The organism is Streptomyces sp. Ru73, from assembly GCF_002920575.1.
In the GTDB taxonomy this organism is placed as follows: domain Bacteria; phylum Actinomycetota; class Actinomycetes; order Streptomycetales; family Streptomycetaceae; genus Streptomyces.
Genome location: NZ_PQSQ01000121.1, coordinates 1 through 20,792, shown reverse-complemented (window position 1 = coordinate 20,792; position 20,792 = coordinate 1). Strand labels below are relative to the sequence as shown.

Annotated in this window: 21 protein-coding genes and 2 pseudogenes; 15 read left to right on the top strand and 8 right to left on the bottom strand. The window is 73.2% G+C overall.

Features of this window, described 5'->3' with window-relative positions:
- Window positions 1–184 precede the first annotated feature (184 nt).
- Window positions 185–775, top strand: coding sequence for a TetR/AcrR family transcriptional regulator (locus C3486_RS32745; protein ID WP_374936952.1), 591 nt, complete (start codon window positions 185–187; stop codon window positions 773–775).
- 55 nt (window positions 776–830) lie between these two features.
- Here the strand turns inward: C3486_RS32745 and C3486_RS32740 are convergent, their stop codons facing one another.
- Entirely contained in the window at window positions 831–1,811 is a 981-nt protein-coding gene (locus C3486_RS32740; protein WP_103836498.1) for a DeoR/GlpR family DNA-binding transcription regulator, read from the bottom strand.
- A gap of 134 nt (window positions 1,812–1,945) precedes the next feature.
- On the bottom strand, window positions 1,946–3,382 hold the full coding sequence (locus tag C3486_RS32735; protein ID WP_103836497.1) for an NAD(P)H-quinone dehydrogenase: 1,437 nt from the start codon (window positions 3,380–3,382) through the stop codon (window positions 1,946–1,948).
- A gap of 228 nt (window positions 3,383–3,610) precedes the next feature.
- On the opposite strand from C3486_RS32735, the gene C3486_RS32730 reads away from it, so the two are divergent.
- The 3 genes from C3486_RS32730 (at window position 3,611) to C3486_RS32720 (ending at window position 6,932) form a co-directional block, all read left to right on the top strand.
- Complete coding sequence (locus tag C3486_RS32730) at window positions 3,611–4,048, top strand: gamma-glutamylcyclotransferase (RefSeq protein ID WP_030254019.1); 438 nt, start codon at window positions 3,611–3,613, stop codon at window positions 4,046–4,048.
- A 127-nt stretch (window positions 4,049–4,175) separates the two neighbouring features.
- Window positions 4,176–4,997: a purine-nucleoside phosphorylase gene (locus C3486_RS32725; RefSeq protein WP_103836496.1), complete on the top strand. Its 822-nt coding sequence runs from the start codon at window positions 4,176–4,178 to the stop codon at window positions 4,995–4,997.
- A 267-nt stretch (window positions 4,998–5,264) separates the two neighbouring features.
- Window positions 5,265–6,932: a phospho-sugar mutase gene (locus C3486_RS32720; protein ID WP_103836495.1), complete on the top strand. Its 1,668-nt coding sequence runs from the start codon at window positions 5,265–5,267 to the stop codon at window positions 6,930–6,932.
- 136 nt (window positions 6,933–7,068) lie between these two features.
- On the opposite strand, the pseudogene C3486_RS38865 reads toward C3486_RS32720, so the two are convergent.
- Window positions 7,069–7,164: pseudogene (locus C3486_RS38865) on the bottom strand (PH domain-containing protein); the annotation flags it as partial.
- 243 nt (window positions 7,165–7,407) lie between these two features.
- Window positions 7,408–7,671 (bottom strand): annotated as a pseudogene (locus C3486_RS38860) (PH domain-containing protein); the annotation flags it as partial.
- 157 nt (window positions 7,672–7,828) lie between these two features.
- Between C3486_RS38860 and deoC the strand changes: the two are divergent.
- The 3 genes from deoC to C3486_RS32700 are packed head-to-tail and all read left to right on the top strand — an operon-like array spanning window position 7,829 to window position 11,116.
- Entirely contained in the window at window positions 7,829–8,824 is a 996-nt protein-coding gene (gene deoC / locus C3486_RS32710; protein WP_181138771.1) for a deoxyribose-phosphate aldolase, read from the top strand.
- Between the two features lie 2 nt (window positions 8,825–8,826).
- Complete coding sequence (locus C3486_RS32705; protein ID WP_103836492.1) at window positions 8,827–10,257, top strand: aldehyde dehydrogenase family protein; 1,431 nt, start codon at window positions 8,827–8,829, stop codon at window positions 10,255–10,257.
- A complete protein-coding gene (locus C3486_RS32700) occupies window positions 10,250–11,116 on the top strand; it encodes an aldehyde dehydrogenase family protein (RefSeq protein ID WP_103836491.1) in 867 nt (288 codons plus the stop codon). Before C3486_RS32705 ends, C3486_RS32700 begins: the two co-directional genes overlap by 8 nt.
- An 80-nt stretch (window positions 11,117–11,196) precedes the next feature.
- Here C3486_RS32700 and C3486_RS32695 read toward each other — a convergent pair whose 3' ends face one another.
- On the bottom strand, window positions 11,197–11,610 hold the full coding sequence (locus C3486_RS32695; RefSeq protein WP_103836490.1) for a hypothetical protein: 414 nt from the start codon (window positions 11,608–11,610) through the stop codon (window positions 11,197–11,199).
- 168 nt (window positions 11,611–11,778) lie between these two features.
- Between C3486_RS32695 and C3486_RS32690 the strand changes: the two genes are divergently transcribed.
- Window positions 11,779–12,411, top strand: a complete 633-nt coding sequence (locus tag C3486_RS32690) for a uridine kinase (protein ID WP_103836500.1) — start codon at window positions 11,779–11,781, stop codon at window positions 12,409–12,411.
- A 14-nt stretch (window positions 12,412–12,425) separates the two neighbouring features.
- Window positions 12,426–12,902, top strand: coding sequence for an OsmC family protein (locus tag C3486_RS32685; RefSeq protein WP_103836489.1), 477 nt, complete (start codon window positions 12,426–12,428; stop codon window positions 12,900–12,902).
- 200 nt (window positions 12,903–13,102) lie between these two features.
- On the opposite strand, the gene C3486_RS32680 is transcribed toward C3486_RS32685, so the two are convergent.
- Complete coding sequence (locus tag C3486_RS32680; RefSeq protein WP_103836488.1) at window positions 13,103–13,909, bottom strand: SigE family RNA polymerase sigma factor; 807 nt, start codon at window positions 13,907–13,909, stop codon at window positions 13,103–13,105.
- 252 nt (window positions 13,910–14,161) lie between these two features.
- On the opposite strand from C3486_RS32680, the gene afsQ1 reads away from it, so the two are divergent.
- The 5 genes from afsQ1 (at window position 14,162) to C3486_RS32655 (ending at window position 17,983) form a co-directional block, all read left to right on the top strand.
- Complete coding sequence (gene afsQ1 / locus C3486_RS32675; RefSeq protein WP_131124765.1) at window positions 14,162–14,839, top strand: two-component system response regulator AfsQ1; 678 nt, start codon at window positions 14,162–14,164, stop codon at window positions 14,837–14,839.
- On the top strand, window positions 14,836–16,458 hold the full coding sequence (locus C3486_RS32670; RefSeq protein ID WP_181138770.1) for a HAMP domain-containing sensor histidine kinase: 1,623 nt from the start codon (window positions 14,836–14,838) through the stop codon (window positions 16,456–16,458). Before afsQ1 ends, C3486_RS32670 begins: the two co-directional genes overlap by 4 nt.
- A complete protein-coding gene (locus C3486_RS32665) occupies window positions 16,455–17,087 on the top strand; it encodes a hypothetical protein (protein WP_103836486.1) in 633 nt (210 codons plus the stop codon). Before C3486_RS32670 ends, C3486_RS32665 begins: the two co-directional genes overlap by 4 nt.
- Window positions 17,088–17,213: 126 nt before the next feature.
- Window positions 17,214–17,720, top strand: coding sequence for a VanZ family protein (locus tag C3486_RS32660; RefSeq protein ID WP_181138769.1), 507 nt, complete (start codon window positions 17,214–17,216; stop codon window positions 17,718–17,720).
- A 59-nt stretch (window positions 17,721–17,779) separates the two neighbouring features.
- Window positions 17,780–17,983 (top strand): PspC domain-containing protein, encoded by a 204-nt coding sequence (locus C3486_RS32655; RefSeq protein WP_103836485.1) that lies wholly within the window; start codon window positions 17,780–17,782, stop codon window positions 17,981–17,983.
- 123 nt (window positions 17,984–18,106) lie between these two features.
- Here the strand turns inward: C3486_RS32655 and C3486_RS32650 are convergent, their stop codons facing one another.
- Window positions 18,107–18,361, bottom strand: a complete 255-nt coding sequence (locus C3486_RS32650) for a hypothetical protein (protein WP_103836484.1) — start codon at window positions 18,359–18,361, stop codon at window positions 18,107–18,109.
- Between the two features lie 154 nt (window positions 18,362–18,515).
- Complete coding sequence (locus C3486_RS32645; RefSeq protein WP_103836483.1) at window positions 18,516–19,652, bottom strand: adenosine deaminase; 1,137 nt, start codon at window positions 19,650–19,652, stop codon at window positions 18,516–18,518.
- A gap of 214 nt (window positions 19,653–19,866) precedes the next feature.
- On the opposite strand from C3486_RS32645, the gene C3486_RS32640 reads away from it, so the two are divergent.
- Window positions 19,867–20,640, top strand: coding sequence for a S9 family peptidase (locus tag C3486_RS32640; RefSeq protein WP_181138768.1), 774 nt, complete (start codon window positions 19,867–19,869; stop codon window positions 20,638–20,640).
- Window positions 20,641–20,792: the final 152 nt, after the last annotated feature.

Sequence of the window (20,792 nt, the reverse complement as noted above, 5' to 3'; positions counted from 1 at the left end):
TCCGCGCGAGCGTGACCTGCCCGGCACCGGCCGTACGCAGGTGAGCGAGGGGCGCCCGGCCGACCGAGCCGGGCGCCCCTCGCGTCGTACGGGCTTCGGCCACGGCCGGAGCCCGCCCCGGGGGCCACCCGATACCGTTGAGGCGAGTCCTGCCTACGGAAGGGCAGGTACAGGAAGGACGGCGATGGCGACCGACACGGCGCACACGGATTCCGCACGCCCCATGCGGGCCGACGCGCGCCGGAACTACGAGCGGCTGCTGGCGGAGGCCCGTACGGCCTTCACCGAGCGCGGCACGGACACCTCGCTGGAGGACATCGCGCGGCGCGCCGGGGTCGGCATCGGCACGCTCTACCGCCACTTCCCCAACCGCACGGCGCTGATGGGCGCCGTCTTCCAGGGCGAGGTGGACGCCCTGCTGGCCCGCGCGCGGGAGCTGGGCGACGCGCCGCAGCCCTGTGCCGCGCTGGTGGAGTGGCTGCGCGCGATCATCACGCACGCCAGCACCTACCGCGGCCTGTCGCGTGCCCTGATGGCGGCGCCGGCCGACGAGAGCTCCGGGCTGGCCCGGTGCAGCCGGCCCATGCGCGAGGCGGGCGAAGTACTGCTCAGCCGGGCCCAGCGGTCCGGTGCCGTACGCCCCGATGTGGACATCCGCGATCTGATGCAGCTGACGAACGGCATCGCACTGGCCGCCGAGGAGTCGCCGGACGACCCGGAACTGGCCGACCGGCTGCTGACGCTCACCCTGACCGGCCTGAAGGCCGGCCGGTGAGCGGCGTCGTACGGAAGCACGTGCCGAGCGGCTGAGACCCCGCGGTCCTCAGCGCTCAGCGCCGTCGGGGGGCCAGGTCGGCGACCCGGCCCTGCTGCTGGTCGGGGGCGAGCGGGGCGGGGCGCAGCTGCGGCCCGGTGCCCGTGGGATGGCTGCGTCGCTGTCCCGGCAGTGGTACCTCCCTTCTCGGCCCCCGGCGGTCCGCCGCCGGGGTACCTTCCGCACTCCCCTGGCCCTGGGCGGCCGCCGCCGCGGCCCCGCCGGCGACCGTGATCTGCACGCCCTGGTCGGCCAGGGCCTGCAGCTCGGTCGCGGCACGGTCGTCGTGGCCGGGCGGTTCGTCCGTCACCAGGCGTGTGATGACGTCGGTCGGCACGGTCTGGAACATGGTGTCCGTACCGAGTTTGGTGTGGTCGGCGAGGACGACCACCTCGGCCGCCGCCTGGACGAGCGCCCGGTCGACGCTGGCGGAGAGCATGTTGGAGGTGGAGAGTCCGCGCTCGGCGGTGAGACCGCTGCCCGACAGGAAGGCACGGGACACCCGCAGCCCCTGGAGGGACTGCTCGGCGCCGCTGCCGACCAGCGCGTAGTTGGAGCCCCGGAGCGTGCCGCCGGTCATGACGACCTCGACGCGGTTGGCGTGCGCCAGGGCCTGGGCGACCAGCAGGGAGTTGGTCACGACGGTCAGGCCCGGGACCCGGGCGAGCCGGCGGGCCAGCTCCTGTGTGGTCGTCCCCGCGCCGACGACGATGGCCTCGCCCTCTTCGACGAAGCCCGCGGCGAGATCGGCGATGGCCGTCTTCTCCGCGGTTGCTAGATGGGATTTCTGCGGAAAGCCGGATTCGCGGGTGAAGCCACCCGGCAGCACCGCACCGCCGTGCCGGCGGTCGAGCAGTCCTTCGGCCTCCAGTGCCCGCACGTCCCGCCGTACGGTCACTTCTGAGGTCTGGACGACGCGGGCGAGTTCACGGAGCGAAACCGCTCCGTTCGCTCGCACCATTTCAAGGATCAATTGGCGACGTTCTGCAGCGAACACGAAACTGACAGTAACGCCAACGACCGTCTGCTTTCAGCAGGTTGCACCAATTATCGGAAGTTGTTCGTCTCCGACACCCGGGAGTGATATAAGGCGCTCGCCCGTGCGACCTTGCGCGCGGCAGGCCGCCGGGCTCACTCCCCGGCGGTCTTCCGCGTGTGCAGCTGCCGTGCGACCTCGGCTATCGAGCCGGAGAGCGACGGGTAGACGGTGAAGGCGCTGGCGATCTGCTCGACCGTCAGGTTGTTGTCCACCGCGATCGATATCGGATGAATCAGTTCGCTCGCGCGCGGTGATACGACCACACCGCCCACGACGATGCCCGTACCGGGGCGGCAGAACAGCTTGACGAAGCCGTCGCGGATGCCCTGCATCTTCGCGCGCGGGTTGCGCAGCAGCGGCAGCTTGACGACGCGTGCGTCGATCTTGCCGTTGTCGACGTCGGCCTGGCTGTAACCGACCGTGGCGATCTCCGGGTCGGTGAAGACGTTCGCGGAGACCGTCTTGAGGTTCAGCGGGGCCACCGCGTCGCCGAGGAAGTGGTACATCGCGATCCGGCCCTGCATGGCCGCGACGGAGGCGAGCGCGAAGACGCCGGTGCAGTCGCCGGCCGCGTACACGCCGGGGGCCGAGGTGCGGGAGACCTTGTCGGTCCAGATGTGGCCGGACTCCTTGAGCTTGACCCCGGCCTCCTCCAGGCCCACGCCCTCGGTGTTCGGGATCGAGCCGACGGCCATCAGGCAGTGCGTGCCGGAGATCGTACGGCCGTCCGAGAGTGTCACCTCGACACGGTCGCCGACCCGCTTGGCGGAGGCGGCGCGGGAGCGGGACATCACGTTCATGCCGCGGCGGCGGAAGACGTCCTCCAGGACGGCGGCGGCGTCCGGGTCCTCGCCCGGCAGCACGCGGTCGCGGGAGGAGACGAGGGTGACGCGGGAGCCGAGGGCCTGGTAGGCGCCGGCGAACTCGGCACCGGTGACGCCGGAGCCGACCACGATGAGCTCCTCGGGGAGCTCGTCCAGGTCGTAGACCTGCGTCCAGTTCAGGATGCGCTCGCCGTCGGGCTGCGCGTCGGGGATCTCGCGGGGGTGCGCGCCGGTGGCGATCAGCACGGCGTCGGCGGTCAGCGTCTCCTCGCTGCCGTCGGCCGCGGTGACGGTGACCTGGCGGGAGCCGTCCACGGCCTGGCCCGGCTCCAGCCGGCCGCGGCCGCGCATGACCCGGCCGCCGGCCCGGGTGACGGAGGCGGTGATGTCGTGCGACTGGGCCAGCGCGAGGCGCTTCACCCGGCGGTTGACCTTGCCGAGGTCCACGCCGACGACGCGCGCGGGACGGTCGATGTGCGGGGTGTCGTCCTCGACGATGATGCCGAGCTCTTCGTACGACGAGTCGAAGGTGGTCATCACCTCGGCCGTCGCGATGAGGGTCTTGGAGGGCACGCAGTCGGTGAGCACCGATGCGCCGCCGAGGCCGTCGCAGTCGACGACGGTCACCTCCGCGCCGAGCTGGGCGCCCACCAGCGCCGCCTCGTAGCCGCCGGGTCCGCCACCGATGATCACGATACGGGTCAAGGGATTACGCCTCGCGCTCTCGTTTCCGGCCCACCCAGCGCGGTTCCGGCCGGGGGTCCGGGGGTCGCCCCCCGGGGAGATGCAGTACGTACTCCATTGTCCCGCACGCCGCTCCCGCGGTCAGCGCGGGGGCCGCCGTACGGACCGGCACCCACAGGAGTGCAGGCCGGACGCCGTGGCACCGGCGGATCCACGGGGCACGGCCCGCCCTCCCGTACCCTCTGAGCCATGTCGCTCTACGCCGCCTACGCCGGCAACCTCGACGCGCGGCTGATGTCCCGCCGCGCTCCCCACTCACCACTGCGCGGCACCGGCTGGCTGAACGGCTGGCGGCTCACGTTCGGCGGGGAGCAGATGGGCTGGGAGGGGGCGCTCGCCACGCTGGTGGAGGCGCCGCGCTCGCAGGTCTTCGTCGCGCTGTACGACATCGCCCCGATGGACGAGGAGTCGATGGACCGCTGGGAGGGCGTCGGGATGGACATATACCGCCGGATGCGGGTGCGCGTGCACACGCTCGACGGCGACGAGGCGGCCTGGCTGTACGTCCTGAACGGCTACGAGGGCGGGCTGCCGTCCGCCCGGTACCTCGGCGAGATCGCGGATGCGGCCGAGTCGGCGGGCGCGCCCCACGACTACGTCATGGAGCTGCGGAAACGGCCTTGCTGAAGACGCGGCGCGCCCGGCCGCGCGGGGCCGCGGCCGCCCGTTCGTAGGAAATGACCAACCGGACTGCCGCACGTCCGTGACGATCCACATCTACGCGCGTAGGCGATTACCGGCTACCCTCGTCCGCGTGAACGCATCTGTTACCCCGGACCTGGCGAGCGACCCCCGTACCGCCGCCGCCGACGCCGCCGACCGCCTGCGCGAGCTGACCGGCGCCGAGACCCACGACGTTGCCCTGGTCATGGGCTCCGGCTGGGCCCCGGCCGCCGAGGCGCTGGGCGAGCCCGAGCACGAATTCCTCGTCACCGAGCTGCCGGGCTTCCCGCCCCCGGCCGTGGAGGGTCACGGCGGCAAGATCCGCTCGTACGCCCTCGGCGACAAGCGCGCACTGGTCTTCCTCGGCCGGACGCATTACTACGAGGGCCGCGGAGTGGCGGCGGTCTCGCACGGCGTCCGTACCGCCGTGGCCGCCGGCTGCAAGACGGTCGTGCTCACCAACGGCTGCGGCGGCCTGCGCGAGGGCATGCGCCCCGGCCAGCCGGTCCTCATCAGCGACCACCTGAACCTCACCGCCACCTCCCCCATCGTCGGCGCGAACTTCGTCGACCTGACCGACCTGTACTCGCCGCGGCTGCGCGCGCTGTGCAAGGAGGTCGACCCGACCCTGGAGGAGGGCGTCTACGCCCAGTTCCCCGGGCCGCACTACGAGACCCCCGCCGAGATCCGCATGGTCCGCACCCTCGGTGCCGACCTGGTCGGCATGTCCACCGTGCTGGAGGCCATCGCCGCACGTGAGGCGGGCGCCGAGGTGCTGGGCCTGTCCCTGGTGACCAACCTCGCCGCGGGCATGACCGGCGAGCCCCTCAACCACGAAGAGGTGCTCCAGGCCGGCCGCGACTCCGCGACCCGCATGGGCAGCCTGCTCGGCCAGGTGCTCAGCAAGATCTGACGCCGCCGGCCCGGCACGGAACCGGCGGGTGGCCGGTTCCCGCCGTCCGGGCCGGACACGGGGTATGGGTGACGAGCCGGGGCCGTACCCGGGAACCACGGCGTACGCCGGCCCGTCCGTACGGCACCGTGCGCTGCGGCGCCGCGGTCACCGGCCGCCGCGCCGCGACGGCCTCACGCGTCCCGGCACCCGAGCACCGGCCCCGTACCCCCGCGCAGCGCACCCCGGCACAGGCACCCCTCACGCATTCACAGGCAGGAGCATCACGTGGCAACCGTCCCCGCGGAGCTGATCGGCCGGGCGAAGGCCTGGCTGGCCGAGGACCCCGACCCGGAGACCCGCGACGAGCTGGCGAAGCTCATCGAGACCGAGGACACCGACGAGCTGGCGGACCGGTTCGCCGGCACCCTGCAGTTCGGCACCGCGGGGCTCCGCGGCGAGCTGGGCGCGGGCCCGATGCGGATGAACCGCGCCGTCGTCATCCGGGCGGCGGCCGGGCTGGCCGCGTACCTCAAGGACCAGGGCCACACCGACGGTCCGGTCGTCATCGGTTACGACGCGCGCCACAAGAGCGCGGACTTCGCCCGGGACACCGCGGCGGTCATGACCGGCGCCGGCCTGCGGGCCGCGGTGCTGCCGCGCCCGCTGCCCACCCCGGTGCTCGCGTTCGCGATCCGGCACCTGGGCGCGGTGGCCGGCGTGGAGGTCACCGCCAGCCACAATCCGCCCCGCGACAACGGCTACAAGGTCTACCTCGGTGACGGCTCGCAGATCGTGCCGCCCGCCGACGGCGAGATCGCGGCTCGGATCGCCGCGGTCGGCCCGCTGGACGGCGTGGCGCGCCCGGAGAGCGGCTGGGAGGTGCTGGGCGAGGACGTGCTCGAGGCGTACCTGGCCCGTACGGAGGCGGTCCTCACGCCGGACTCGCCGCGGGACACCCGGGTCGTGTACACGCCGATGCACGGCGTCGGCCGGGACGTGCTGACCGCGGCCTTCGAGCGGGCCGGCTTCCCGGCGCCGGTGGTCGTCGCCGAGCAGGCCGACCCCGACCCGGACTTCCCGACGGTCGCGTTCCCCAACCCCGAGGAGCCGGGGGCGATGGACCTGGCGTTCGAGGCGGCCCGTGCGGCGGACCCGGACATCGTCATCGCCAACGACCCGGACGCGGACCGCTGCGCGGTCGCCGTGCCGGCGCCGGACACCGAGGCGGGCTGGCGGATGCTGCGCGGTGACGAGGTCGGCGCGCTGCTCGCCGCGCACGTGGTCGGCGCGGGCGGGCAGGGCACGCTCGCCACGACGATCGTCTCCTCCTCGCTGCTCTCCCGGATCGCCGCGGCGGCCGGCCTGCCGTACACCGAGACGCTGACCGGCTTCAAGTGGCTGGCCCGGGTGGACGGCCTGCGGTACGCGTACGAGGAGGCGCTGGGGTACGCGGTCGATCCGGCCGGGGTGCGGGACAAGGACGGCATCACCGCCGCGCTGCTGATCACCGAGCTGGCGGCCGTGCTCAAGCGGGACGGCCGGACGCTGACCGATCTGCTGGACGACCTGGCGGTGGAGCACGGACTGCACGCCACCGACCAGCTGTCCGTCCGCGTCGAGGACCTGTCGGTCATCTCGGACGCGATGCGCCGGCTGCGCGAGCAGCCGCCGGCCGCGCTGGGCGGGCTCGCGGTGGCCTCGGCGGAGGACCTGTCGCAGGGTTCGGCGTCGCTGCCGCCGACCGACGGCCTGCGGTACACGCTGTCCGGGTCCGGCGAGGTGGCCGCCGGCCGCGTCGTCGTCCGCCCCAGCGGGACCGAGCCCAAGCTGAAGTGCTACCTGGAGACCGTGGTCCCGGTCGCCTCCCGGGACGCCCTCCCCCAGGCCCGCCGCACGGCCGCCGAAGCCCTGTCCGCGGTAAAGGCCGACCTCTCGGCCGCAGCGGGTCTCTGACGCCAAGCCCCCGCGCCCCGAAGGGGCGCGGGGAACTGCGCGACCGGCCACAACGACGCCGCACCCGGCTGAGGAGCGCACCGCCCGCCCCGGATGCCGCCCCCGTAGCCCGGAAACCGTCCTACAGCGCGAGCAACAACACCAGCCCCACCACGCCCACCACAAGCGGTACGAGGATCTCGTAGGACCAGCGGACGGCGACCGGACCCTGCGCGCCCTCGCGCCCCGCGTTGCGCTCCCGCAGCTCCCGCAGCTCGTCGAGGGAGCGGTCGGCCGAGGCGCGCCGGACCTCGGCCGGTTCCTCGCCGCGCGCCGCGGCCCCCGCGGCCTTCGCCGACATCCGGTTCGCCCGCTTGCGCTGCCGCAGCGAGACCGGGATCGCCCACAGCTGGTACTTCTTGCCGCCCGTGAACACCTCGCAGGAGAAGGACGCGCGCAGGTCCTCGACGGACGCCCAGGGCAGCGTGATCGTACGGAACGGGTTCCGCACGGTCAGCCGCTCCGCGTTCGCCCTGACCACCGGGCGCAGCGTGAACGCGGTGATCAGCGGCACGCCGGCCAGCAGCCCGGCCGCCGCCAGCAGGCGGGTCCGCGGGTCGCCGTTGACCAGCGCGTCGATCCCCAGCCAGGCGATGAGCGCGAGCAGCAGGACGCCGCCGACAAGGCCGGCGGGCGACCGGTAACTGCGGTCCGCGTAGGTGTCCGCGGGACTGGTGGGGGAGTTGTCCGGGCTCGTCATACCGGCGATTGTGCCCGAGAGTCCGGCATCCGGACGTTGCGGTCCGGCATCGATGCGCGGGCCGGGGCCCGCGCGCCGGGGAACCGGCCGGATTTCCCCGGTCCCACCTGGAGGGGTGACACACCGCTACGCGCGTAGATATGCTCCCCTCGTGACCATGCCCACCACTGTTCCCGCATACGGCAAAGAGGCCGCGGGGCGTCTGGCGACGATGGCGGACGTGACCGCCGACGACCGGGCGCTGCGCCGCTTCCTGCACGGCCTCCCGGGCGTCGACGCCGTCGGGCTGCAAGCCCGCGCCGCCGCGCTCGGCACCCGCTCGATCAAGAACACGGCGAAGGCGTACGCCATCGACCTCGCCATCTCGATGATCGACCTGACGACGCTCGAAGGAGCGGACACCCCGGGCAAGGTCCGGGCCCTGTGCGCCAAGGGCGTCAACCCCGACCCCACCGACCGCTCCGTGCCGAAGGTCGCCGCGATCTGCGTGTATCCGGACATGGTGGCGACGGCCAAGGAAGCGCTGGGCGCCTCCGGCGTCCACGTCGCCTCCGTGGCCACCGCGTTCCCCGCGGGCCGCGCCGCGCTGCCGGTGAAGCTCGCCGACACCCGGGACGCGGTCGCGGCCGGCGCCGACGAGATCGACATGGTGATCGACCGGGGCGCGTTCCTCTCCGGCCGCTACCTGGAGGTCTTCGAGGAGATCAGGGCCGTCAAGGAGGCGTGCGTCCGCGAGGACGGCAGCGCGGCGCACCTGAAGGTCATCTTCGAGACCGGCGAACTGCAGACGTACGACAACGTGCGCCGCGTCTCCTGGCTCGCGATGCTCGCGGGCGCCGACTTCATCAAGACCTCCACCGGCAAGGTCGGCGTCAACGCCACTCCCCCGGTCACCCTGCTGATGCTGGAGGCCGTGCGCGACTTCCACGCCCAGCTCGGGGTGCAGGTCGGCGTGAAGCCGGCCGGCGGCATCCGCACGTCCAAGGACGCGATCAAGTACCTGGTCATGGTCAACGAGACGCTGGGCGAGGAGTGGCTGACGGCGGACTGGTTCCGCTTCGGCGCCTCCAGCCTCCTCAACGACCTGCTGATGCAGCGCCAGAAGCTGAGCAGCGGCCGGTACTCCGGCCCCGACTACGTGACGGTGGACTGACCATGGGTTTTGAATACGCACCCGCACCCGAATCGCGGGCGGTCGTCGACATCGCCCCGTCGTACGGGCTGTTCATCGACGGCGAGTTCGCCGACGCGGCCGACGGCAAGGTCTTCAAGACCGTCTCGCCCGCGAACGAGGAGGTCCTCTCCGAGGTCGCGCAGGCCGGTGCCGCCGACGTCGAGCGCGCCGTGAAGGCCGCGCGCAAGGCGTTCGAGAAGTGGTCGGCGCTGCCGGGCGCCGAGCGGGCCAAGTACCTCTTCCGCATCGCGCGCCTCGTCCAGGAGCGCTCGCGTGAGCTGGCGGTGCTGGAGTCGCTGGACAACGGCAAGCCGATCAAGGAGTCGCGCGACGCCGACCTGCCGCTGGTCGCCGCGCACTTCTTCTACTACGCGGGCTGGGCGGACAAGCTCGGCCACGCGGGCCTCGGGCCCGACCCGAAGCCGCTGGGCGTGGCCGGCCAGGTCATCCCCTGGAACTTCCCGCTGCTGATGCTGGCGTGGAAGATCGCCCCGGCGCTGGCCTGCGGCAACACCGTGGTCCTCAAGCCCGCCGAGACGACCCCGCTCTCCGCGCTCTTCTTCGCGGACATCTGCCGCCAGGCCGGGCTGCCCAAGGGTGTCGTCAACATCCTGACCGGCGACGGCTCCACCGGCGCCGAGCTGGTCGCGCACCCGGACGTCAACAAGGTCGCCTTCACCGGCTCCACCGAGGTCGGCAAGGCCATCGCGCGTACGGTCGCGGGCACGGACAAGAAGCTCACCCTGGAGCTGGGCGGCAAGGCCGCGAACATCGTCTTCGACGACGCGCCCATCGACCAGGCCGTCGAGGGCATCGTCAACGGCATCTTCTTCAACCAGGGCCACGTCTGCTGCGCCGGCTCCCGGCTGCTGGTCCAGGAGTCCGTGCAGGACGAGGTGCTGGACGCGCTCAGGCGCCGGATGGCGACCCTGCGCGTCGGCGACCCACTGGACAAGAACACCGACATCGGCGCGATCAACTCCGCCGAGCAGCTGGCCCGCATCACGGCGCTGGCCGAGGCGGGCGAGGCCGAGGGCGCCGAGCGCTGGTCCCCGGCCTGCGAACTGCCCGGCGAGGGCTACTGGTTCGCGCCGACCCTGTTCACCGGCGTCACCCAGGCGCACCGCATCGCGCGCGAGGAGATCTTCGGCCCGGTGCTGTCGGTGCTGACGTTCCGTACGCCCGAGGAGGCCGTGGCCAAGGCGAACAACACGCCGTACGGCCTGTCGGCGGGCATCTGGACCGAGAAGGGCTCCCGGAGCCTGTGGATGGCGGGCAAGCTGCGCGCGGGCGTCGTCTGGTCCAACACGTTCAACAAGTTCGACCCGGCGTCGCCGTTCGGCGGCTACAAGGAGTCGGGCTTCGGCCGCGAGGGCGGCCGGCACGGTCTGGAGGCGTACCTCAATGTCTGATCGTCTGAGCGTTCTCAAGACCTACAAGCTGTACGTCGGGGGCAAGTTCCCCCGGTCCGAGAGCGGACGGGTGTACGAGGTGACCGACGCAAAGGGCAAGTGGCTCGCCAACGCCCCGCTGTCCTCCCGCAAGGACGCCCGAGACGCGGTCGTCGCGGCGCGCAAGGCGTTCGGCGGCTGGTCGGGCGCGACCGCGTACAACCGCGGGCAGGTCCTGTACCGCGTCGCCGAGATGCTGGAGGGCCGCCGGGAGCAGTTCGTCGCGGAGGTCGCGGACGCCGAGGGGCTGTCGAAGTCCAAGGCGGCGGCGCAGGTGGACGCGGCGATCGACCGCTGGGTCTGGTACGCGGGCTGGTCCGACAAGATCGCCCAGGTCGCGGGCGGCGCCAACCCGGTCGCGGGCCCGTACTTCAACCTCTCCACGCCCGAGCCGACCGGCGTGGTGGCCGTGCTGGCACCGCAGGAGTCCTCGCTGCTGGGGCTGGTGTCGGTGCTCGCGCCGGCCGTCGTCACCGGTAACACCGCCGTGGTGGTGGCGAGCGAGAAGGCCCCGCTGCCCGCACTGTCGCTGGCCGAGGTGCTGGCCACCTCCGACGTGCCGGGCGGCGTGGTGAACGTGCTGTCGGGCCGTACGGCGGAGATCGCCGGGCCGCTGGCCGCGCACCAGGACGTCAACGCGATCGACCTCGCGGGCGTGTACGGCGACGCGGAGGAGGCGACCGCGCTGGAGACGGCCGCGGCCGACAACCTCAAGCGCGTCCTGCGTCCACAGGCTGTGGACTGGGCCGCCGACCCCGGCACGGACCGCATGCTGGCCTTCCTGGAGACCAAGACGGTCTGGCACCCGATGGGCGTCTGAGCCCGCCGCACCGCGCCGCAGGGGCGCCCACGAGCCGTCGCGTACGGCCCGTGGGCGCCCCTGCGTGCGTCCGGAGGGCCTCAGCCCGGCAGGGACTGGGTGAGCGGCCCCACGACGGGCAGCTGGCCCAGCGAGGCCCCGTTCGCCAGCGGTGCGGTCAGGACCGCGGTGCTGACCGGCTTGAAGTCGGCGATCTGGGTGCCGACGGCGTTGTCCAGCGGGTCGGTGCCGGTGCCGGCGAGGGGGTTCAGCCGGAGGCTCTTGACCGTGCCGAGGCCGCTGGTGGTGGCCTGCTGCAGCGCGCCGACCGTGGAGCTGGTGGCCGCCCGGATGTCCTCCAGGCTCGCCGGATCGGATTTGCCGTCACCGTCGGCGGCGGTGGCGGTCGAAGCGCCGCCGGCCAGCGCGGCGCCCGCCACGGAGACCGCGAGCCCGGCGCGCAGCAGCCCGCGCGCCGTACGGCTCTGCTGGGGAAGACGTGCGTGAGAGGCCATGAGCACCTGCCTGTCGGAGCGTCGCGGCGGTGCCGACCACCGCACCGCCACCGATGAGCTGTTCGTCCGTAATGGGTCGGATGCGCAGCGTAGTTGACGGATGTGTCCACATTCCACCTTGTGCGGCCGGGGTAGCTCACACGGGCGAATGCGCGACAATGGGTGCCCGTGAGCTTTCCTGCCAGCGCACCGCCCGCCCGCGTCGTCCTGCTGACCGGCCCCTCCGGCTCCGGGAAGTCCTCCCTCGCCGCCCGCACCGGCCTGCCCGTGCTGCGCCTCGACGACTTCTACAAGGAGGGCACGGACGCCTCGCTGCCGCAGCTCCCCGACGGCGGCGGAACGGACTGGGACTCGCCGCTGTCCTGGGACGCTGCCGCCGCCGTCGCCGCGATCGAGGAGCTGTGCCGCACGGGCCGCGCCGCCGTCCCCGTCTACGACCTCGCCGCCAGCGCCAGGACCGGCGAGGACAAGCTGGAGCTGGCGGGCGCGCCGCTCTTCATCGCCGAGGGCATCTTCGCCGCCGAGATCGTCACGGCGTGCCGGACGGTGGGCGTGCTGGCCGACGCGCTGTGCCTGCGCGGCCGGCCCACGACGGCCTTCCGGCGGCGGCTGGTGCGCGACCTGCGCGAGGGCCGCAAGCCCGCCGGGTACCTGGTGCGCCGGGGGCTGCGGCTGCTGCGCGCCGAGCGGTCGGTGGTGGCGCGGCAGACCGCCCTGGGCGCGTACGCCTGTGCGAAGTCCGAGGCGCTGGCCCGGATATCCTCCGCGGGGGCGCACCCGTCCGCCCCCGTACGGAGCTGACACAGGAGGCCAGCGTGCCCAAGGAACACTCCTACCTCGCCCGCGTGACCTGGACCGGCAACACCGGCACGGGACCGTCCGGATACCGCTCGTACGCGCGCGCCCACGAGGTGACGGCCGACGGGCCGCCCCCGCTGCCGGGCACCGCCGACCCCGCCTTCCTCGGCGACAAGGACCGCTGGAACCCCGAGCAGCTGCTGCTCGCCTCGCTGGCCCAGTGCCACATGCTCACGTACCTGGCGGTGTGCACGCTGTCCGGCATCACCGTGACCCGGTACGAGGACGCGGCGAGCGGCACGATGACCGAGGACGGCAAGGGCGGCGGCGCCTTCACCGAGGTCGTGCTGCGGCCGCGGGTGGAGATCGCGGCGGGCGGCGACGCCGAGCGGGCCCGCCGGCTGCACACCAAGGCGCACGAGCAGTGCTTCATCGCGAACTCGGTGAACTTCCCGGTGCGCCACGAACCGGAGGTCACCGTGGCCGCCGGCTGACGCGGGCACGGCAGGACCCACGTACGGAAAACGGCCGCCCGCACGCGGAAGGCCGCGCGCACGCAGAAGAGCGGGAATCGGCAGACCCCCCGGCTGCCGGTTCCCGCTCCTTCTTCCCCCGTGTCCCCCCTGCGGTTCCCCCGTGTTCTCCCCCGTACGGCGCGGTCCCCCCGGACCGCTCTCCCCCGTGTCCCCGCCCCTCAGGCCACCAGCTCGCCGAAGGACTCCTCCTGGTCGCGGCCGAAGCTGAGGACCTCGTCCTCGCGCAGCCGCCGCAGCGAACGCCAGATGCTGGACTTCACCGTGCCGACGCTGATGTTCAGTATGTCGGCGATCTCCGGGTCGGTCCGGCCCTCGTAGTAGCGCAGGACGAGCATCGTGCGCTGCGTCTCGGGCAGCTTGGCCAGCGCCTGCCACAGCACGGCGCGCAGCTCGGTGCCGCGCATCGCGTCGTGGTCGCCGGCCGTCTCCGGCAGTTCCTCGGTGGGGTACTCGTTCAGCTTCCGCCGACGCCAGGCACTGATGTGCAGGTTGGTCATCGTGCGGCGCAGGTACCCACCGACCGCCCCCTTGTCGCTGATCCGGTGCCACGCCCGGTAGGTCGAGAACAGTGCGCTCTGCAGCAGGTCCTCGGCCTCGTGGCGGTCACCGGTCAGGTGGTAGGCGGTGGCGTACAGGGAGGCGCGGCGCTCCTGGACGTAGGCGGTGAACTCGGCTTCGCCGTCCACCGCCGCCGGCGCGGCGCTCCGCTCCTCCGTGGCCTCCCCGTACGTGCGTCCCCCGTCGGTCCCCCCGTCGTTCCCCCTGTCCGCGGCCACCGGGGCCACGGTTCCCACGACGGTGTCAACGGCCTCGACCGGCGTCACGAAGAACGCGGCCTGGCGCTGACGCCCGGTGCCGCGAGCGCACCCCCGCCCGCTCACGGCACCGGACTTCTCCCCGGCCCGCGCGACATCGTGGAGACGCGTGATTACTGCGCTGTTGGCGGTGCTGTGCAGTGTGTTCATCTCGCGCCCCCCGTCGGTTGAGCCGGCTCGTTCATCTGCTTTTCCCGGGCCGTTCTCACCCGGTGCCAGAAACTCTGCCGCGGCAGTTTCATCGCGGTGTCCGCCGACTGTCACAGCCCTGTCACAGGCAGCCGCGCGAGGTTCACGGGGCCCGCGGCGGGCGTACGCCGGGGCAGGAGATGCGCGTGCGGCGGGGTGCGGGCGGCCGCCACCGGTCGAAGTCCGGCCGCGCCATGCGCCAGAATGGCGCACGTGCCTTTCCTGTTGCTGATCGAGGACGACGACGCCATCCGCACGGCCCTCGAACTCTCGCTGTCCCGCCAGGGTCACCGTGTGGTGACCGCGGCGACGGGCGAGGACGGCCTGAAACTGCTGCGTGAGCAGCGCCCCGACCTGATCGTCCTGGACGTGATGCTGCCGGGGATCGACGGCTTCGAGGTGTGCCGGCGGATCCGCCGTACGGACCAACTGCCCATCATCCTGCTGACCGCGCGCAACGACGACATCGACGTGGTCGTGGGGCTGGAGTCCGGTGCCGACGACTACGTCGTCAAACCGGTCCAGGGCCGGGTGCTGGACGCCCGGATCAGGGCGGTGCTGCGCCGCGGCGAACGCGAGTCCAGCGACTCGGCGACGTTCGGCTCGCTGGTCATCGACCGGTCGGCGATGACGGTCACCAAGAACGGCGAGGACCTGCAACTCACCCCGACCGAGCTGCGGTTGCTGCTGGAGCTGAGCCGGCGGCCCGGCCAGGCGCTGTCCAGACAGCAGCTGCTCCGCCTGGTGTGGGAGCACGACTACCTCGGCGACTCGCGCCTGGTGGACGCGTGCGTGCAGCGGCTGCGGGCCAAGGTGGAGGACGTACCGTCCTCGCCGACGCTGATCCGCACGGTGCGCGGTGTCGGTTACCGGCTGGACACCCCGCAGTGAGCGAACCGGCCCCGGGCCGGCTGCGCGGCCTCGCGTCAGGGCTGCTGCGCTGGACCAGCCTGCGGCTCCGCCTGGTGGTGGTCTTCGCGCTGGTCGCGCTGACCGCCGCGGTCTCCGCCTCCGGCATCGCCTACTGGCTCAACCGCAACACCGTGCTGGACCGTACGCAGAACGCCGCGCTGAAGGACTTCCGCACCCAGCTCGCGGAGCGCACCCGGTCGCTGCCGCTCCGGCCCGCCTGCGGGGAACTGCGGGACGCGGCGCGCCAGATGGCGGCCGGTCCGCAGAACTACGAGGTGCTGCTGCTCGCGAAGGACGGCGCCGGCAAGACCTGCGTGGCCACCACCGACCGTGAGCTGCTGAACCTGAAGACCGTCCCGCAGACGCTGCAGAAGGCCGTCGAACAGCGCCGCCCGGTGGACGCGTCGAACAAGGCGCCGTACCACCTGTACTGGCAGCGGCAGGAGATCGAGGACGACCCGTACTTCGTGGCCGGCGCGAAGCTGAACGGCGGCGGCCCGACGGGCTACATGCTGAAGTCGCTGGCCACCGAGCGGCAGGACCTGAACTCGCTCGCCTGGTCACTGGGCGTGGCGACGCTCCTCGCGCTGGTCGGCTCGGCGCTGCTGGCGCAGGCCGCCGCGACCACCGTCCTGCGCCCGGTGCAGCGGCTCGGCACGGCCGCGCGGGAGCTGGGCGAGGGCAAGCTGGACACCCGGCTGCGGGTGACCGGCACGGACGAGCTGGCCGACCTCTCCCGTACGTTCAACCGGACCGCCGAGCGGCTGCAGCAGCGGGTGGAGGAGCTGAGCACCCGGGAGGCGTCCTCGCGGCGGTTCGTCGCGGACATGTCGCACGAGCTGCGGACGCCGCTGACCGCGATCACGGCCGTCACCGAGGTCCTGGAGGACGAGGCCGACGCGCTGGACCCGATGATCGCGCCCGCCGTGCAGCTGGTCGTGAGTGAGACCCGGCGGCTGAACGACCTGGTGGAGAACCTGATGGAGGTCACCCGCTTCGACGCGGGGACGGCACGGCTGGTACTGGACGACGTGGACGTGGCCGACCAGGTCACCGCGTGCATCGACGCGCGGGCCTGGCTGGACGCGGTGGAGCTGGACGCCGAGCGCGGCATCATGGCGCGGCTGGACCCGCGCCGCCTGGACGTGATCCTGGCGAACCTCATCGGCAACGCGCTCAAGCACGGCGGCTCCCCCGTACGCGTCTCGGTCCGCACCGAAACCGCCGAGGACGGGGACTGGCTGCTGGTACGGGTGCGGGACCACGGGCCCGGCATCCCCGAGGAAGTACTGCCGCACGTCTTCGACCGGTTCTACAAGGCCAGCGCGTCCCGGCCGCGCTCGGAGGGCTCGGGCCTCGGGCTGTCCATCGCGATGGAGAACGCGCACATCCACGGCGGCGGGATCACGGCGGCCAATTCCGAGGAGGGCGGCGCGGTCTTCACGCTGCGGCTCCCCAGGGACGCCTCACGGCTCACCGAGGACGGCAACGGCGGGAACGGCACGGAGAACGGCTCCGGCCAGGGCGCGTCCGCCGAGCGGCCGGAACGGGACGGCGAGGGCGACGGCGGCGGCGCGACGGCGGAGGGCGGACGATGAGCCGGGCCACCGGGCGGGCCGCCCGCCGCGCCGCCGCTGCCCTGGCGCTCCTCGCGGCCGTCGCCGGCTGCGGCATCCGCGGCACGTCGGTGCCGGTGGACGCGGGCGGCGCGCCCTCGCGGGTGAGCTGCAAGGCGCAGGAGACGGCCGGGGTGCCGGAGGTGCCGGTCGGCGTGCCGGTCAGGATCTACCTGGTGTGCGGCTCGGGCCTGGTGCCGGTCGAGCGGACCGTGTCGCTGCCCAAGAGCGGTACGGCGGCGGACCGGCCGGAGATGGCCCGTACGCTCCTGAACGAGCTGCGGCAGCGGCCGGCGCCCGGCGAGATCACCGCGGGCTTCGAGACGGCGGTGCCGGAGGACCTGACGGTGTCCGGGCCGCGCGACGGCGACCCGGCCGACGCGCTGCGGCTGAGCGTCCGCCCGGAGGACCTGCCGTCCTTCGCGCTCGCGCAGCTGGTGTGCACGTACGGGACGCGGATGCCGGTGGACGGGAAGCGGGCCGCGGTGCTCGGCGGCCCGGACGACGCGGCGCCGCGCCGCTACGACTGCTCCGACGCCGTGCTGCGCCACCCGGACCTCACCCGGGACGCGGCCTGGGGCAGCCCGCTGCCGGACGCCGGCGAGGACTGAGCCCGGACGTGCAGCCGGGCCCGGCCGGGTGCCCCGTGTGACCGTCCGCACGGAACCGCCGCCGCCGGTCGTGGCGTCTGGGCGGGTGTGCAGCGTCATGGCCCCGGCGGGATGGCCGGTTTCCGTATGCGCGCCGCGGGCTTCGTGCTTCTCCTGGCGCATCTGTCCGTCGTCTACTGGCTGACGCTGCGGCCCCGGGCGGTGCCCTGGGTCCCCGAGGCCAACCTCAGGCCGCTGGAGACGATCCACACCGAGCTGGCGCTGGGCCCCTGGACGGCCGCGCACCACCTGGGCGGCGCGGTGCTGCTGATGGCGCCCCTGGGGGTGCTGCTGCCGATGGCGGGCGGCCGGCTGACCGCCTCGGCGCTGGGCTCCTTCACCCGTACCGTCTTCACGGGCGCCATGATCGCGTTCGGCGTGGCGGTGCTCCAGGGCACCGTGCCGGGGCGGGTCCCCGACGTGGACGTGGTGCTGCTGAACACCCTCGGGGTCGCACTCGCGCACCTGGCGGTCGTCCCCCTGGTGAGGTACCGCCTCCGCCGTCGGGAGTACCCCCGGAGGGGGACGACCCCGACGATCTCCAGGGTCGGCATCGCCCCGCAGGCCGACGCCCTGTCCGGTTCCCGGACCTAACGTGGAGGTATCGGGTCGTACCGGAAGCGGCCCGGAGACCGACCGAGGAGTCGAGCCCCATGGCCGCCGCACTTGTCCGCCCCCGCAACAACAGGATGATCGCCGGAGTCTGCGCGGGTCTGGCCCGGCGCTTCGGCACGACGCCGACCACGATGCGCGTGCTCTTCGTGCTGTCGTGCCTGCTGCCCGGCCCGCAGTTCCTGCTCTACCTCGCCCTGTGGCTGCTGCTCCCGTCGGAGAAGGAGTACAGCGGGGCCTGGTGAGCCGCGCGCCGCGGCGGACGGCCGGCGTTCCCGGCCCGGCCCGCCGCGGCGCCCGCGCACGCAGGCCGCGCCCCGGCCCGTACGGATGCGTACGGGCCGGGGCGCGGTGCGTTGCGGGGGGGCTCAGCCGCCGAGCGGCAGGCCACCGCCCACGGCGTCGGTCACGCCGCCGGCCGGCAGACCGCCGAGGAGGTTGCCCTTGGCGTTGGTCTGGCCGCCGCCGTCGGAGGCCGGCGCGACCTGGCCGGTGACGCTGTGCAGCGCACCGCTGGCGGCACCGGTGACCGGCTCGGCCGCGGAGGCCGTGCCGGCCGCGGTGGCGGCGAAGGCGGCACCGAGGGCCGCGGCACCGATGATCTTGACGGTTCCCTGCTTCATCAACTTTTGTCCTCGTGACGGGGTTTTGTCCGGCCACCCGACGCTAAAGACATGATCTCCGAAGCCGCAAACATCCCACATGCCCGGTTCGCCACGGCGCGCGCCGCTCCCCGATCTCCGCCCCAGCGCCTCACCGAGCGTCAGGACGCCCAGCTCACGACGGATTCGCGGGGGCCTTCGGGAAGAGCCACTCCGACTTCAGTTCGGCATATCCGGGCTTGATCACATCGTTGATCATGGCCAGACGTTCATCAAAAGGAAGGAAGGCGCTCTTCATCCCGTTGACGGTGAACCACTGCAGGTCGTCGAACGTGTACCGGAACGTCTCCACCAGGTGCGCGAATTCGCGCGACATGCTCGTCCCGGACATCAGCCGGTTGTCGGTGTTCACGGTCAGCCGGAACTGCAGCCGGCGGAGCAGCCCGATCGGGTGCTCCGCGTACGAACTGGCCGCACCGGTCTGGAGGTTCGAGGTCGGGCACATCTCCAGCGGGATGCGCTTGTCCCGTACGTACGACGCCAGCCGGCCCAGCTTCACGCCGCCGTCGTCGTCCACCTGGATGTCGTCGATGATCCGCACGCCGTGGCCCAGCCGGTCGGCGCCGCACCACTGCAGCGCCTGCCAGATGGACGGCAGGCCGAACGCCTCGCCCGCGTGGATGGTGAAGTGGTTGTTCTCGCGCTTGAGGTACTCGAACGCGTCCAGGTGGCGGGTGGGCGGGTAGCCGGCCTCGGCGCCCGCGATGTCGAAGCCGACGACGCCCAGGTCGCGGTAGCGGTTGGCCAGCTCGGCGATCTCCAGGGCGCGGGCCGCGTGCCGCATGGCGGTGAGCAGCGCGCCGACGCGGATGCGGCGGCCCGCGGCGCGTGCCCGGCGCTCGCCCTCCCGGAAGCCCTCGTTGACCGCCTCGACGACCTCCTCGAGGGTCAGCCCCTTCTCCAGGTGCTGCTCGGGCGCGTACCTGACCTCGGCGTACACGACACCGTCGGCGGCCAGGTCCTCGGCGCACTCCGCGGCGACCCGGGTGAGCGCCTCGCGGGTCTGCATGACGGCGCAGGTGTGCGCGAAGGTCTCCAGGTAGCGCTCCAGCGAACCGGAGTCGGCCGCCTCGCGGAACCAGATGCCGAGCTTCTCCGGGTCCGTCTCGGGGAGGCCGTCGTACCCCGTCTCGCGGGCGAGGTCGACGATCGTGGCGGGGCGCAGGCCGCCGTCGAGGTGATCGTGGAGCAGCACCTTCGGCGCGCGGCGGATCTGCTCTGCGGTCGGCAGGTTGGTGGTCTCGCTCGTCATTGCGGCACTGTAGCCCCTACGCGCGTAGAACGCACTAGCGATCCGGCCGCTTCTCCGGGCCCGGCACGCCCGCCCCGTACGGGCATTCCCGGCACCTCCGTACGGTCCCGCCGGTGCCGCCGCACGGCCGGCCGGCCCCGGCGCGGCACCGATACGGAATGGTGACCCCCACGCGGGGTGGGCCGCCGACTCCCCTTCTGCCATCGTGTCGCTCATGGATGGCCGATCGGTGTCCGGGCGCACGGCCCGGCTGGGGAAACGACTGGGCGCGGGAGCGGGTAACGGGACGGCGGGCGGCGCGGTGCACGCGGTCGCGCTGTTACTGCCCGAGGGCTGCGAGGAGAGCACAGCGCGTACGTCGCCGGTGGCCACGCTGGCGGCGCGCTCCCTGGCGACGGGGCTGGCCCGGGCGGGCCGCGGGAACGGGCTGACCACCCATGTCCTGCACTTCCGCTGCCGGGGCTGGAACGGGGAGGCGGCGCACCCGGCGGAGGACGCGGAGTGGGCGGTGAGCGAGGTCGTCCGCCGGTACGGGGACGTGCCGGTCTGCCTGGTGGGTACGGGCACCGGCGCCCGCGCCGCCCTGCTCGCCGCCGGCCACCCGGCGGTCAACTCGGTCCTGGGCATCGCCCCGTGGCTCCCGGCCGGCCGGTCCGCCGCGCCCGATCCGGTGAAGCAGCTGGTCGGCCGCCGCGTCCTGCTCGTGCACGGCACCAACGACGAGCGCGTCGACCCGGACCTCTCGTACCGGTACGCCGAGCGCGCCAAGAAGATCAACCGCGACACCTGCCGCTTCGAGGTCCACTCCGACGGCCACGGCCTGCACCAGCACCGCTCCGAACTCCGCTCCCTCGCCACGGACTTCGTCCTCGGCTCGCTCTTCCACCGCGCCTACTCCCGCCCCGTCCAGGACGCCATGGCCGCACCCCCGCCCCTCGGCCTCCGCATGCCCCTGGCAGCGGGCTTCGGGGCGACGCTGGGGAGTTGACCCGAACGGGGCCACCCCTGGCGAGCCGGTCCTCCGCCCGGTCCGGCCGGATTGTCAGTGGGGCGCGCTAACTTCGGAATCAGCGTGGCGGAGGTGGGGGAGGGGCCTCGTCACGGGGCTCGGGGAGGAGATCCCCGCGGGGGGGATTCTCG